Raw genomic sequence first — 13,402 nt, 5'->3', positions numbered from 1 at the left:
ACCCTACGATCAGCGGTGCTCGACCGTCAGCGGTTCGAAGGCGATACGGGTCGTCGACCCGTCGTCGGCCCAGCCGACCTCGACCGTGTCGCCGTCCACGTTCACCCCGCTTGTGACCGCCGCGAGCGCCGTCGGCTCCGCCTCCGCCGTCAGCGACGCGAGCGACACCAGCAGAACCGTTCCCTCCGCGTCCGCGCCCAGCCTCGGCACCACCGCCCACCGGGCGTACGCCGTGCCCTGCGGAGCCCGTACCTCGTCCTGGGTCTCCCAGCCGTGCAGGCCGTGCAGCTCGGACCGTACGGAGTCGTCCGGGCCGGTCGCCCAGCCCGTCTGCTCCACCCGCGCCCCGTCCGGGGCGCCCAGCACCCGGTGCACCCGCAGCTCGTACCGGCCGCGGACCACCGTGACGCTCTCCACCCGCATCCCCGGCACCATCGGCGGACCGGACGTGAAGACGGGGCGGTGCCAGGACGCCGCCCAGCCCCAGCCGTCGCCCCCTCCCGCGCCCAGCGGGCGGATGCTGCGACGGCCGCTGCGTACTCCGCCGACGACGACGGCCAGGTGGTTGTCCGCCGCGTTCACCCGCGACGTGGGGCCGGTCACCGTGGAGTACGACCAGCGGCTGTACAGCGGGTCGTCCTGCACACCCGACTCGCCCTCGTGCGGCCGGACATGGTCGCTGCCGTGGTTGTGCAGCCGGACGATGCCGTCCGCCCGGGTGGACTGGATCAGCAGACCAGGTGCGGGCAACGCCAGCACCCGGTCGGGGCCCTCGCTGGGCGCGGGCTCCTCGGTCGCCGTCCACAGCGGATGGCCGTCCGGGGCGAGCAGCGCGACGAACGCCTTGGACGCCCAGTACGGGGACGCGGGGCCCGAGTAGTGCTGCAGCGTCGCCTCGTGCGGGCCGTGCCAGCCCAGGTTCAGCAGCCCGTCCGTGCCCATCGAGCCGCGGTCCAGGAAGTAGCGCAGCGATCCGCTGATCACCCGCCGCGAGGCGCCGGGAGAGAGCGGGGTGTGCCCGGTGACGGCACCCAGCGCGACCGCCGAACCGGCCGCGAACCGGTAGGTCAGCGAACGCCCGAAATGGATCGGGGCACCGTCGCCGCCGAACAGCAGCGTGTAGTTGTCCAGGTGCTCGCGCAGCCGGGAGCCGTAGTGCGCGGACAGTTCCGGGTCGCCCGACAGATGCGCGTCCAGCATCGGGTAGAGGTGCAGCGCCCAGCCGTTGTAGTGGTCGAAGGCGCGACCGTCCCCGTCGGAGTACCAGCCCTGTCCGCAGTACCAGCCCTCCAGCAGGTCCAGCGCCCGTTCCTTCGCCCGGGACGTCTCCGCGTCACCGCGGCCCACCGACTCCAGGAACGCGGCCACGGAGTAGGGGAACAGGTACCAGTTGTTGGGTGCGGGCGTGTGCCGCAGCGCGCCGCGCAGCCACTCCTCGGCGCGGTCCTGGACACCGGCGTCCAGCCGGTCCCACAGCCAGGGACGGGTCAGCCGAAGCCCGATGGCGACCGAGGCGGACTCGACCATCGGCTGGCCCTGCACATGGTGGTCGAGGATCAGCGGCCAGGACTCCAGGTCGTCCCGGCCCGGCGTCCGCGTACCGGCCGCGAGACCGTCCGCGTACCGGTCGAGCCAGCCGTGCGGGTCCTTGCCGTCCGCGCCCGCGACCCGGAACGCGGCAGCGAGGAACGTCCGGGCATAACCCTCCAGACCGTCCGAGCGCACCCCGGAGCCGGACGGCCGCCCCGGCAGGTCGAGCAGGGCGCTGCCGGGGGTGGACCACTGCCAGGCAGCCCGCAGCAATCCGTCCGCCACCGCCTCCCAGTGCGCCCGGGTGTAGCCGGTGTGCGGGCTCGAGCCGAGGCCTTCGGAAGGGAGTTCAAGAGGAGAGGTCATGCGAGGAATGCCAGCCTTTCGCGTCGTACGGGGTGGGCGAAGCCGTCGCCCGCGGCCCAGCGGTCGATCTCGCCGACCGCCAGGTCGACCAGCCGCCGCCACTCGTTGCCCTGCGAGCCCGCGAGATGGGGAGTGATCAGGGCGTTCTCGCACTCCCACAGGGGGTGCGAGGACGGCAGCGTGTCCGGGTCGGTGACGTCGAGGATTGCGCGGATCCGGTTCTGCCGGAGTACATCGGTGAGCGCGTCCTGATCGACGACGGCGCCCCGCGAGGTGTTGATGAGCACCCCGTCGGGGCGCATGGACATGAGCAGTTCGCGGCTGACGAGACCGAGAGTGGCGGGCAGCAGCGGAGTGTGGACGCTCACCACATCGCTCTGCGCGAACAGTTCGGCGAGGCCGACCGGACGCACGCCCAGCTCGGCGGCGTCCGCCTCGGAGACGTACGGATCGTGCAACAGCACCCGCAGGTCGTACGGGCGCAGCAGCTCGATGACGCGCCGGCCGATCAGCGAGGCGGACAGGATGCCCACGGTGCGCCCGTAGTTACCCACCTCCGCCGAGGTGCGCAGCCAGTCGTCGCGACAGTGCTCGGCACGGTAGTCGCGGGCCCGCTCCAGAACACGTTTGCCGGAGAGCAGGATCATCGCGACGGTGTACTCCGCGACCGGCAGCGCATTGGCCGCCGCCGCCGAGGACACCTCGATGCCCCGTTCCCAGCAGGCCTCGGTGACATGACCGCGGACGGTGCCCGCCGTGTGGACGACGGCACGCAGCCGCGGTGCCGCGGCCAGCACGCTCTCGTCGAGCGGTGGGCAGCCCCAGCCGGTGACCAGGATCTCGGTGTCCGCGAGCGTGGCGCGGGCCCGGTCGGTGGTGAAGTCGTCGAGGACGGGCAGAGGGGCGAGTTCGCACACCCCGGCGAGTGCGGCCAGGGCTCCGGGAGTGAGGACGGCGGCCGCGGCGTCCGGCTTCATGGCGACGGCGGCGCGTGGCCGGCGGTGCGCGGCGGGGGTGGTCGGGACGGTCGGGGTGGTGCTGGGCATCATGCTCCTGGTCGGGGAGTGGCGCGGACGTGATCCGGTTGGCCCGCTACTTGACGGAGCCCGCGGTGAGCCCCGACTTCCAGAACCGCTGGAGCAGGGCGAAGGCGAGAATCAGCGGCAGGACCGCGAGCAGCGAACCCATGATCACGACGGGGTAGTACTCGGGGGAGACGGTGGCGGAGCTGTTCCAGGTGTAGAGCCCCAGACTGACCGGATACAGGTCCTGGTCCGAGAGCATCACCATCGGCAGGAAGAAGTTGTTCCAGATGGCGGTGAGCTGGAAGAGGAAGACAGTGACGAGGCCGGGTCCCAGCATCCGCAGCGCGACCCGGAAGTAGGTGGTCAGCTCGCCGGCGCCGTCGACCCGGGCCGCTTCGAGCACCTCGTCGGGGACGTATCCCTGACTGAATATCCGGCCGAGGTACACGCCGAACGGGTTGAAGAGCACCGGAATGAACACCGACCAGAAGGTGTTCACCAGCCCCGTGCCGGACGCCATCAGATACAGCGGCAGGGCCAGCACGGTCTGCGGCACCATGACGGCGGCGAGGACAAGCCCGAACAGCTTCTCCTTGTGCGCGAAACGGTACTTGTCGAAGGCGTAGCCGCAGGCGATGCTCACCAGGGCGCCGAGCGCGGCGCCGAGGACCGCGTACAGGAGGCTGTTGCCGTACCACCGCCCGTACAGTCCCCCGTCCATCGCGAACAGGTCCTTGAGGTTCTGCACGAAGGAGAAGTGGTTCAGTGACAGGACGTCACTGCCGGACAGGGCGTCCCGGTCCTTCGACGCGGCCAGCACCAGCCACAGCACCGGCAGCAGCGTGTAGAGCACCGAGATGCCCACGACGAGATTGACGACGGAGCGGCCCAGAAGCCGGGGACGCAGTGTGGTGGCGGTGCGGGTGGTGGTGCTCGTCGCGCTCATCGGGCGTCCTCCTCGGGGGCGGTGGCGCGGTTGGTCCAGCGGGTGACGCCGTAGGAGAGCGCGATGGTGCAGATCAGCAGGACGACGGAGGCGGCGGCGGCCAGGCCGTAGTTGTTCCGGGTGAAGGCCGCGTCGTAGATGTACATGCTGGGTGAGAACCGCGAGTTGATCACCGGGCTGGCCTGGCCGAGCAGCATCGGCTCGGTGAACAGCTGCAGCGCGAAGATCAGCGTGAACATCGCCACCATCACGATGGACGGGCGCACCAGTGGCGTCTTGACCTGGAGGGCGGTACGGACCGGTCCGGCGCCGTCGACGACCGATGCCTCGATGACCTCGCGCGGCACGGCCTGCAGAGCGGCGTAGAAGACCACCATGTTGTAGCCGAGATTGCTCCACAGGGCGATGTTCACGATGGACGGCAGGACGGTGTGCAGTCCGAGGAAGTCGATGGTGATGTCGGCCTTGCCGAGCAGGTCGATCACCGGGCTGAGCCCGGGCGTGTACAGGTACAGCCAGATGAGGGCGGCGATGATGCCGGGGACGGCGTGCGGCAGGAACAGTCCGAGCTGGGCCGATGCACGCAGCCGTACCACTCCGGAGTCCAGCAGCAGTGCCAGCGCGAGGGCGGACACCACCATCAGCGGGATGTAGATCACGCAGTACAGCGCGACCGTGCCCAGGCTGCTGAGGAACGTCGGGTCGGTCAGCACGGCCGTGTAGCTGCGCAGTCCGACGAAGACGGTGTGCTCCGGTCCGAAGCCGAGCCCCGGCTGGTCGTCGCTGAAGAAGCTCAGCCAGACGGCCGTCCCGACGGGGATCAGGAAGACCGTCACCAGGAGGACGAAGAAGGGCGTCATCAGGGCGCCGCATGCGCCGAGTTCACGCCGCCGGGAGGACCGGCGGGTGGTGCGTGCGGGCGCCGCGGACGACGGGGCGTCGGCCGGGCGCGTGGCGCCGATCGGGGAGGGGGTGGTGGTGAGGGGGCTGGTCATGGGTGTCACCTGCCTCTCTGCTGCTGGGAAGGGGATACGGGGCGGTCAGCTGGTGCGCTCGGTGGTGGCCAGGCCCAGTGCCCTGAGGTCCGGCATGGTGCCCTTCTGGGCGGCGCGTACGGCATCGATCAATGAGCCCTGGCCGCCGCTCGCCCGCGCGAAGCCGTCCTGCATCACCTTGCTGGTGGCGGTCATCCGCGGCCCCCAGATCCAGCCGTCCCGGATCTTGTGCGCCTCCTCCTCGAAGACGCGGTAGATGTCCTGTCCGCTGTAGTAGCTCCGGTCGAAGGCCTTGCGGCCGACGGGTACGAGGCCGGGGGCGGCCGGATACTGGCTGCTGGTGCCGCTGGAGAGCCGGGCCCGCAGCGCATCCGGGTGCGACACCTGCCATTCGATGAACTCCATCGCGGCCTCCGGGTGACTGCTGTCCTTCGTCACCGCGAAGGTGGAGCCGCCGTGGGTGCCGAGGGACGGTGCGGCCGTATCCCACTGGGGGAGCGGCGCGACGGCCCATGCTCCCTTCTGCGCAGGCCGGGCGTTCATCTGCGCCCCGGCGTCCCACGCTCCGCTGAGCCGGACGAGGACCTGGCCGTTGCTGATCTGGGCGTCGCTCTGGCGGCCGTCCACGGGGTTCATGAAGACCAGGTCCTGGTCGATGAGCCGTTGCCAGTACGACGCGACGCGGCGGCTCGGGTCATCGGCGAGCGAGACGTTCCAGACACCTCCCGCGGTGTCGAACCACTGGGCACCGGCCTGCCAGGCGAACGAGGCGAACTGGGGGGCGCCGTCCGTGGCGAAGTTCGCCAGCCGTCGGCCGTTGCCCTTCCGGCGTACGGCACGGGCCGCCTCCTCGAACTCGTCCCAGGTGCGCGGCACATGGAGTCCGTACTGCCGGAAGAGGTCGGTGCGGTAGTGCATCACCATCGGTTCGACATCCAGCGGAACGCTGAAGGTGCGCTTCTCGAACGTGGTCAGCGCGAGCGCCTGCCGCAGCAGCTTGGCGCGCAGCCCGTCGCTCATCAGGCCGGTGATCTCGCGAGCGACACCGTCGATCGCGAAGCCGGGGAGCTGGGGGTACTCGATCGTGGCGACGTCCGGGGCGTTGCCCGCCCGCGCCGCGTTGCTGAGTTTCGCGTACCCGCCCTGGCCTCCCGCGGGGATCTGCTGGAAGTCGACCTGGATGCGGTCGTGGGTGCGATTGAACGCGTCCACGACCTGCTGGCTGCCGCGCAGAGCGGACCAGAAGGTGATATGCGTGGCGCGCTTCGCGCCGGTGCTGTTGGCGTTGCTCGTGCTGCCCGACTGCGATGCGCCGTCGCTGCTGCTGCAGGCGCTGAGCGCGCCTGTCAGAGGCAGGGCGGCGATCGTGGCGAGCACGGATCGACGGCTCTGTCGACCAGGCATGGGTGCCTCCCGCGGCTCCTGATTCAAGACACGGGGAATCCTGATCGGCTGATCGGTACGGGTCAATAGATCGCTCAGAAGAAAATGAAAGCGGTCAAACGCTCAGTTCTTGGCAGGGGTGACCCTCTGGGCCGAACCGCGCACCTTCAGCGCGGGCAGCAGCTCCGTCCGGCGCACCGGTCCGGTCGTACCGGCGGGCCCGGTCAGCCGGTACAGCAGCAGTTCGGCCGCCGCCCGCCCGATCTCCGCCTTCGGCGGCGCCACCGCGGTCAGCGGCGTACTGCCCAGGGCCGCGACCACGTCGTCGTACGCCACCACGGAGCAGTCCCGCGGCACTTGGACCCCGCTCTCCGCCATCCGCTGCACCAGCATCAGCGCGTCCACATCACCGTGCAGCACGGCCGCCGTGGCGCCCCGCTCGCGCAGCAGGGCGGCGAGATCGGGAGCGGTGCCCTCGGTCGGCGCCGGAGCGTTCTGGACGCGGACCGCCGCGCTCGGCGACCCGGGTCCGGGCCCGGGCACCGCAGTCGGTGAACTGAGCACCACGGACCAGTCCTCCACCTCCGGCCGGTCCGCCGCGATCTGGGCGAACGCCGCCCGGATGGTGCGCGCCGTCGGACTGTCGTCACGGGCGGCCAGGACGATGCGGCGGTGGCCCAGCGCCACCAGATGGTCCACGGCGAGATGCGTCCCGTACCAGTGATCGGAGCAGACCGAGTCCAGGGCGTGCAGCGCACTGCCCGGCCGGGGCCGCCGCTCCATCAGCACGGTCGGCACGCCCACCTCTGCCAGCCAGCCGTAGTCCAGCTCCTCCGAGCGGGCGTTGCGCCAGCGCGGGGCGATCAGCAGCCCACGGGCCCCGTCCGCCAGGGCCCGTTCCACCAGCGGTCGTTCGGCACCGGCCGACTGCGGCGCGATGTGCAGGGCGATCCGCATCCCGGACTCCTCCAGGACGGTCCGGGCGCCGTGCAGCGTCTCGTACAGATACGAATGCCGCTCCGGTACGACGATGGCCACAGCGCCTCCGTCGCCAGCCGGCTCCGCGGTCCGCGCCGCCGGGACCGGGACGGGTTCCGCCGCGTCGACCACCGGCCGGGCCACCCCGTGCCCGCGCCGCAGCCTCCCGCCCCGGGTCAGCTCCTCGACGTCCCGACGGATCGTGACCACCGAGACATCCAGCTCGGCGGCGAGCACGCTGACCTTGACGGCGCCTCGCGACTGCACCACCGACAGGATTCGCTGACGCCTGAGTTCAACCGGCTCCCGCATGCTGATGGCCCCCTCGCCGTGCCGCTGCGCATTGTTCGTTTGAACGCTTCCTGCGAACGCTTGGGTCGCAGCATAGCGATCAACCTCGCGCTGTCCATGGCCGATCATGTCCGTCCCGTACGCGCCACCGGCCCCGCGGCATCGTCGCGAGCGCTGCTCGACGCCACCCACCGTCAGCGAACTCGAGATCGATCGGAAAGGAAGGGGAGCCCGGAGACCAAGAAGGCTGTGGTCCGTGGCGCCGCTGGCCGCCGGCTGCCCGTGGCTCCCGGCGCGGCGTCCGCCCGGCCCGGGACGGACATGCCTCTTCGAGGGCCTCTCGCTGAGGGCCGATGCGCGTGGAGGCAGGGAGCGACTCACGAAGACATCCGATGCCTGCAATGCTGATATCGGGGGTCAAGCCTTCGGGCAGGCAACTAAGCGGTAAATAAAGGCAATTGATGCGAGCCTCGCGTGTGCGCGGAGTCAACACATCGGATGAGTCGGTGCAAAGGCGGACGTTGAGCAGAGGGACCGGCTGGCGGTTCGGAAGTGCGTGCGATTAGCATCTGGTCCTGGCATGGACACCCTCACACTCTGGCAACTGGCGGCGCTGGCCGCGGCATCCACGCTCGTCGGCTTCTCCAAGACGGCCGTCAGTGGTGCCAATACGATCAGTCTCGCGGTCTTCGCGGCCGTACTCCCGGCCCGCGAGTCCACCGGAGTTCTGCTCCCGATCCTCATCGCGGGCGATGCGCTCGCGGTCTTCACCTACCGCAGGCACGCCCACTGGCCGACGCTGCTGCGGCTGTTCCCCGCCGTCGCCGTGGGCGTGGTGATGGGCACCGTCTTCATGATGTGGGCCGACGACGACGCCGTGGGGACCTCGATCGGCGCGATCCTGCTCTTCATGGCGGGCGTCACCGTCTGGCGGCGCCGCACCGGGGCCGACAGCAAGGTGGCTCCGGACGAGTCCGGCGGCCCGTCCGGGGCAGGCAGGCTCAAGGCCCGTTCGTACGGGGTGCTCGGCGGCTTCACCACCATGGTCGCCAACGCGGGCGGCCCGGTGATGTCGCTCTACCTGCTGTCCGCGGGCTTCCGGAAGCTCGGCTTCCTCGGCACATCGGCGTGGTTCTTCCTGATCGTCAACACCTCCAAGGTGCCGTTCAGTGTGGGCCTCGGCCTCATCGACGCGCAGTCGCTGCTGCTGGACGCGGCCATGCTGCTGTTCGTCGTCCCGGGCGCGTACATCGGCCGGAAGTGTGTGGACCGGATCAACCAGAAGCTCTTCGAGCGACTGGTGCTCGGTGCGACCGTGCTCGGCGGACTCCAGCTGCTGCTGCGCTGACCGCACCCATGCATGACGGAACCCTCCTGGACCGGACGGTCCAGGAGGGTTCGAGGAGAAACCTGAGGAGAGCGCGGAAGCCGTCGTGTCAGACGATGTCCGCGGCGATCTCCGCCTGTTCGCGGGCGTTCCCGTACGCCGACGGCGTGCTGTAGGAACGGCGTGCGACGAACCACCAGATGGTGGCCAGGACCAGTACGGCGACGAGCGCGACCGACGCGTAGTTCATCGAGTCGATGGTCACCGGTGACGACTGCGGAAGCAGGAACAGTACGGTCACGATGGCCACCCACACCACGGCGATCCAGCCGATCGGCTTGGACCAGCGACCCAGGTGCCAGGGCCCCCGCTCGAAGCGGTCCCCGGCGCGCAGCTTCAGGAAGATCGGGATCGCGTAGGCGGGCGTGATGCCGATGACGTTGATCGCGGTCACCGCACCGTAGGCGGTGGCCGAGTACAGCGACGGCAGCGCCAGCAGTCCGGCGACGACGACCGACAGCCACACGGCGGGTACGGGCGTCTGGGTGCGGGCGCTCACCTTGCGCCACAGCGCCGAACCCGGCAGGGCGTTGTCGCGGCTGAACGCGAACACCATCCGGCTGGCGGCGGCGACCTCGGCGTTGCCGCAGAACAGCTGGGCGGCGATCACGATCAGCAGCATGGCAGTGGCGCCCGAGGTGCCGAGCGCGTCGATCAGGATCTGGGCCGGCGGCACACCGGTGGCGCTCTCCTGGGTGCCCACGTAGTCCTGGATCGCGAACGTCAGACCGGCGAGCAGCACGAAACCGGCGATCCAGGAGACCCAGATCGAGCGGACGATGCCGCGCGCCGCCGACACCGAGGCGTTCGAGGTCTCCTCCGACAGATGGGCGGAGGCGTCGTAGCCGCAGAAGGTGTACTGCGCCAGCAGCAGGCCGATCGCCGCCACATAGAGCGGGTTCTCCCAGCCCGTGTCATTGACGAACTCGGTGAAGACGAACGACGGCGACTGGTGGTGGGAGGGCACGATCGCCAGCACGCTGACGATCACGGCGACGCCGGCCAGGTGCCACCACACGCTGATCGAGTTGAGCACGCTGACCAGACGGACACCGAAGAGGTTCAGCACGGCGTGCAGCAGCAGAATGCAGAGGAAAATGATCATGGTCTTGCCGGGGGTGGGGGTGAAGCCCCACTGCAGGTTCATCAGCGCGCCGGTGAACAGCGCGGCGCCGTAGTCGATACCCGCGATCGCACCGAGCAGACCGAGCAGGTTCAGCCAGCCCGTGTACCAGCCCCACTTGCGGCCGCCGAGCCGGTCGGCCATGTAATACAGCGCCCCGGACGTCGGGTACGCGCTGGTGACCTCGGCGAGCGCCATGCCGACGCAGAGGACGAACAGGCCGACACCGGCCCAGCCCCACAGCATCACCGACGGGCCGCCGGCCGACATGCCGAAGCCGTACAGGGTCATGCAGCCGGACAGGATCGAGATGACGGAGAAGCTGATGGCGAAGTTGCCGAAGCCGCCCATGCGACGGGCCAGCACCGGCTGGTAGCCGAGTTCGCGCAGCCGCTGCTCCTCGTCCTTCTGGGGAGCGGCCTGCGCGCCCGGCTGGGTCGAGGTGGGTATGGACATGAGGGGAAACCTCCGTGAAGGGGAAGGGGTCGGGGACGGTTTGTTGTCGGGGGAGAACGTGCCGGGGTCAGTCGTGCGGTCCCCAGTGCGGTTCGGGTGCCGCGGCGAGACAGCGGGTCCGGGCGCGCAGATACACGTCCTCGGCGCCCGAAGGGTCGCGGGGGTCGGGGGCGCGATAGGCCCAGGGCAGCGTGGTGAAGTACGGGCCGAGTGCCCGGAACACCGGTGCCGCGTCGGCGAATTGCAGGGCGCCCCACAGGGAGTGGGCGAGATGGTTGACGTCGAGCAGGGAATGCCTGGCCGGATCTGTGCGGTGGAACCAGAGGTGCAGGGCCCGTTCGGCATCCCGCTCGGCGTCCTCGGTGATCCAGTGGAGATCCAGCGCCTTCTCGTGACCGTGCTCACGGCGGTACCGCTCGACCCGCACGTACAGCGGGAGAGCATGGAGCGCGGATCCTTCGGGCGCCGAAGAGGCCGCCCACTGCGCGAAGTTGACCGCCTCGGAGAGGGTTCCGCCGGCCTTTCGCGCGTACACGAACTGGAGCATCCGGTGGTAGGCCTCGCGGTTGCAGGGATCGCGCCGGTCGGCCTCCGCCAGCAGACCCCACGGGCCGGGAAAGAGCATGGGCCCCGGCGGATGCAGCCGGTGCTCCTGCAGTTCCTGACGCTCGTCCAACTGTGACAGGGCCAGCAGACACACCCAGGGCACCGGGTCGGCGGGGGTGGCGTGGGCGGCCGACCTGCAGGCTTCCCAGGCCTCCCGCCACAACTCCTGCGCCCCGTGATGCCCCTCGCGGTGGGCGCGCACGGCACGCTCCACCACGACCCGCGCGTGCATCACGGCAGCCGCGACACTCCGGGGTTCCTCGGCCAGCCAGGCCTGCACCGCGTCGGAGCCTGCGGCGACCGCGCCGAGCACCTGGGTGCGCTGGGTCCACAGCGTCCAGTCCGGGGTGCTTTCCAGCAGATTCCGCATGGATACCCAGCGGCCGGTGCGCAGGTCCTGTAATGCCGCACGTAAGTCGTTGTCGTGCCCGGCCGGGTGATAGACCGGCCGGAAATCACTGGTCGCCATGGACTCCCCCCGCCCCGGTGCACGGCAGCGAATCCGTGCATAAGCGGACGTCCCGGGATGCGCGATGTCGGCGCCCGCGGCATGGTGTCGGTCTCATCGATCCTCAAGGGCGTGGGGGGTGAAGCAGCTGTTGAAAAACGAACTGCCAAAAACCGTCCGGTTGTTGCTCGGCGGTGAGTGTAGAGCGCGTTCTGCCGGTCTCCTGACCGATTCGCGGATCTTACTCAAGTCGCCCGAGATGGAAGGATGTTGACGATCATTTGGTCATTCCGCAAGGTGCAGAATGCAGGCGCTTGACGTACGCGGTGGTCTGCACCAGTCTGTGCGTCAGCGACCGTTGATCACGATTCCGTTCAAGCCGTAGAGCTTCCGCACAGCAGGAGTGTCGATGACAGGCCCGGTGCTCGCCGTCGACCAGGGCACGTCCGGCACCAAGGCGCTGGTGATCTGCCCGGAACGCGGCGTGATCGGTTCCGGTGCGGCCCCGGTGCGGCCTCGGTACGAGCCCGGGGGAGTGGTCGAGGTCGACCCCGCCGAGCTGTTCGGATCGGTCGTCGAAGCCGGACGGCAGGCGGTGCGCGAGGCGGGTGAACCGGTGGTCGCCGTCGGGCTCGCGAACCAGGGCGAGACCGTGCTCGCCTGGGACCCGGCAACCGGAAAGCCGCTCACCGACGCAATCGTCTGGCAGGACCGCCGGGCCGAATCGGTCTGCAGCGAACTCGCCGGACATGAAGACGAGTTGAGGCAACTCACCGGGCTGCCGCTCGACCCGTACTTCGCCGCACCGAAGATGGCCTGGATCCGCCGCGAGCTGACCCGCGAGGGTGTCGTCACCACCAGCGACTCCTGGCTGGTCCACCGGCTGACCGGGGCGTTCGTCACGGATGCGGCGACCGCCGGTCGTACCCAGCTGCTCGACCTCGACCGGGTCGGCTGGTCACCCGCGGCCCTGGACATCTTCGGCCTCTCCGGCGAACGGCTCCCGTCCGTCGTCGACGCGGCCGGCCCGGTCGGTACGACGACGGTGTTCGGCGGCGAACTGCCCCTGACCGGACTGCTCGTCGACCAACAGGCCGCCCTGCTCGCCCAGGGCGCCCTGCAGGCCGGCACCGCCAAATGCACCTATGGCACCGGCGCCTTCCTCCTCGCCCAGACCGGGCCCACGCCCCGCCGCGGCTCCACCGGACTGGTCAGCTGTGTCGCCTGGCGGCTCGGCGGCCGTACCAGCTACTGCCTAGACGGGCAGGTCTACACCGTCGCGTCCGCCGTCCGCTGGCTCACCGATCTGGGAGTGATCTCCGGTGCCGCTGAGCTCGACCACGTCGGCACGGGCGTCCCCGACTCCGGCGGGGTCACCTTCGTACCGGCGCTCGCCGGACTCGCCGCACCGTGGTGGCGCAGCGATCTGCGCGGCTCGGTGACCGGACTGGGACTGGACACCACCGCCGGCCACCTGGTGCGTGCCCTGTGCGAGGGCATCGCCGCCCAGGTCGTCGAACTCGCCGACGCCGTCGCCACCGACCTCGGCGGACCGCTGACCTCGCTCCGTGTGGACGGCGGCCTGACCCGCTCCGCGCTCCTCATGCAGACCCAGGCCGACCTGCTGCAACGGCCGGTCGAGGTGTCCGCACTGCCGGACGTCACCGCACTCGGGGCCGGGGCCGTCGCCCGCCTCGGCGTCGACCCGAAACTATCGCTCCAGCAGGCCGTACCCGCATGGGAACCGGCTGCCGTGTATGAACCCCGGATCGGCGCGGACGAGGCCGCCGATCGCCTCGCCCGATTCCGCGCCGCGGTGGAGAACCTGCTGGACCGCGCGTGACGCCGACGGTCACCACGGCCAAAGA

Annotated in this window: 10 protein-coding genes; 2 read left to right on the top strand and 8 right to left on the bottom strand. The window is 70.2% G+C overall.

Annotation, left to right across the window (positions count from 1 at the left end; all coding sequences use genetic code 11):
- Positions 1-9: 9 nt before the first annotated feature.
- The 6 genes from OG972_RS04860 to OG972_RS04835 form a co-directional block, all read right to left on the bottom strand.
- Positions 10-1,896, bottom strand: a complete 1,887-nt coding sequence (locus tag OG972_RS04860) for a DUF2264 domain-containing protein (RefSeq protein WP_266978575.1) — start codon at positions 1,894-1,896, stop codon at positions 10-12.
- Positions 1,893-2,942: a hydroxyacid dehydrogenase gene (locus tag OG972_RS04855; protein WP_266990286.1), complete on the bottom strand. Its 1,050-nt coding sequence runs from the start codon at positions 2,940-2,942 to the stop codon at positions 1,893-1,895. The genes OG972_RS04860 and OG972_RS04855 overlap by 4 nt, the downstream gene beginning before the upstream one ends.
- Before the next feature lie 46 nt (positions 2,943-2,988).
- Positions 2,989-3,867: a carbohydrate ABC transporter permease gene (locus OG972_RS04850; RefSeq protein WP_266978573.1), complete on the bottom strand. Its 879-nt coding sequence runs from the start codon at positions 3,865-3,867 to the stop codon at positions 2,989-2,991.
- Positions 3,864-4,862 carry a carbohydrate ABC transporter permease gene (locus tag OG972_RS04845; RefSeq protein WP_266978571.1) on the bottom strand — a complete coding sequence of 333 codons (999 nt, stop codon included), beginning with the start codon at positions 4,860-4,862 and terminating at the stop codon, positions 3,864-3,866. Before OG972_RS04845 ends, OG972_RS04850 begins: the two co-directional genes overlap by 4 nt.
- 45 nt (positions 4,863-4,907) lie before the next feature.
- Positions 4,908-6,266: an ABC transporter substrate-binding protein gene (locus OG972_RS04840; protein WP_266978569.1), complete on the bottom strand. Its 1,359-nt coding sequence runs from the start codon at positions 6,264-6,266 to the stop codon at positions 4,908-4,910.
- 102 nt (positions 6,267-6,368) lie between these two features.
- Positions 6,369-7,535, bottom strand: coding sequence for a substrate-binding domain-containing protein (locus OG972_RS04835; protein WP_266978568.1), 1,167 nt, complete (start codon positions 7,533-7,535; stop codon positions 6,369-6,371).
- Positions 7,536-8,094: 559 nt separating this feature from the next.
- On the opposite strand from OG972_RS04835, the gene OG972_RS04830 reads away from it, so the two are divergent.
- Complete coding sequence (locus OG972_RS04830) at positions 8,095-8,862, top strand: sulfite exporter TauE/SafE family protein (protein ID WP_266978567.1); 768 nt, start codon at positions 8,095-8,097, stop codon at positions 8,860-8,862.
- An 88-nt stretch (positions 8,863-8,950) separates the two neighbouring features.
- Here the strand turns inward: OG972_RS04830 and OG972_RS04825 are convergent, their stop codons facing one another.
- A complete protein-coding gene (locus tag OG972_RS04825) occupies positions 8,951-10,480 on the bottom strand; it encodes an amino acid permease (RefSeq protein ID WP_266978566.1) in 1,530 nt (509 codons plus the stop codon).
- 67 nt (positions 10,481-10,547) lie between these two features.
- Positions 10,548-11,555, bottom strand: a complete 1,008-nt coding sequence (locus OG972_RS04820) for a hypothetical protein (RefSeq protein ID WP_266978565.1) — start codon at positions 11,553-11,555, stop codon at positions 10,548-10,550.
- A gap of 388 nt (positions 11,556-11,943) precedes the next feature.
- On the opposite strand from OG972_RS04820, the gene OG972_RS04815 reads away from it, so the two are divergent.
- Complete coding sequence (locus OG972_RS04815) at positions 11,944-13,377, top strand: FGGY family carbohydrate kinase (RefSeq protein ID WP_266978564.1); 1,434 nt, start codon at positions 11,944-11,946, stop codon at positions 13,375-13,377.
- Positions 13,378-13,402: the final 25 nt, after the last annotated feature.

This window comes from Streptomyces sp. NBC_01669, assembly GCF_026339735.1.
GTDB lineage: Bacteria > Actinomycetota > Actinomycetes > Streptomycetales > Streptomycetaceae > Streptomyces > Streptomyces yanii.
The sequence above is the reverse complement of the archived record's forward strand: the minus strand, read 5'-3'. Positions and strand labels throughout refer to the sequence as shown.

What these genes read in the sequence shown, in the direction of transcription:
- OG972_RS04845 (WP_266978571.1), bottom strand. Translation starts at nt 4,862, where the DNA reads ATGACCAGCCCCCTCACCACCACCCCCTCCCCGATCGGCGCCACGCGC.
- OG972_RS04855 (WP_266990286.1), bottom strand. Translation starts at nt 2,942, where the DNA reads ATGCCCAGCACCACCCCGACCGTCCCGACCACCCCCGCCGCGCACCGC.
- OG972_RS04830 (WP_266978567.1), top strand. Translation starts at nt 8,095, where the DNA reads ATGGACACCCTCACACTCTGGCAACTGGCGGCGCTGGCCGCGGCATCC.
- OG972_RS04835 (WP_266978568.1), bottom strand. Translation starts at nt 7,535, where the DNA reads ATGCGGGAGCCGGTTGAACTCAGGCGTCAGCGAATCCTGTCGGTGGTG.
- OG972_RS04860 (WP_266978575.1), bottom strand. Translation starts at nt 1,896, where the DNA reads ATGACCTCTCCTCTTGAACTCCCTTCCGAAGGCCTCGGCTCGAGCCCG.
- OG972_RS04820 (WP_266978565.1), bottom strand. Translation starts at nt 11,555, where the DNA reads ATGGCGACCAGTGATTTCCGGCCGGTCTATCACCCGGCCGGGCACGAC.
- OG972_RS04815 (WP_266978564.1), top strand. Translation starts at nt 11,944, where the DNA reads ATGACAGGCCCGGTGCTCGCCGTCGACCAGGGCACGTCCGGCACCAAG.
- OG972_RS04850 (WP_266978573.1), bottom strand. Translation starts at nt 3,867, where the DNA reads ATGAGCGCGACGAGCACCACCACCCGCACCGCCACCACACTGCGTCCC.
- OG972_RS04840 (WP_266978569.1), bottom strand. Translation starts at nt 6,266, where the DNA reads ATGCCTGGTCGACAGAGCCGTCGATCCGTGCTCGCCACGATCGCCGCC.
- OG972_RS04825 (WP_266978566.1), bottom strand. Translation starts at nt 10,480, where the DNA reads ATGTCCATACCCACCTCGACCCAGCCGGGCGCGCAGGCCGCTCCCCAG.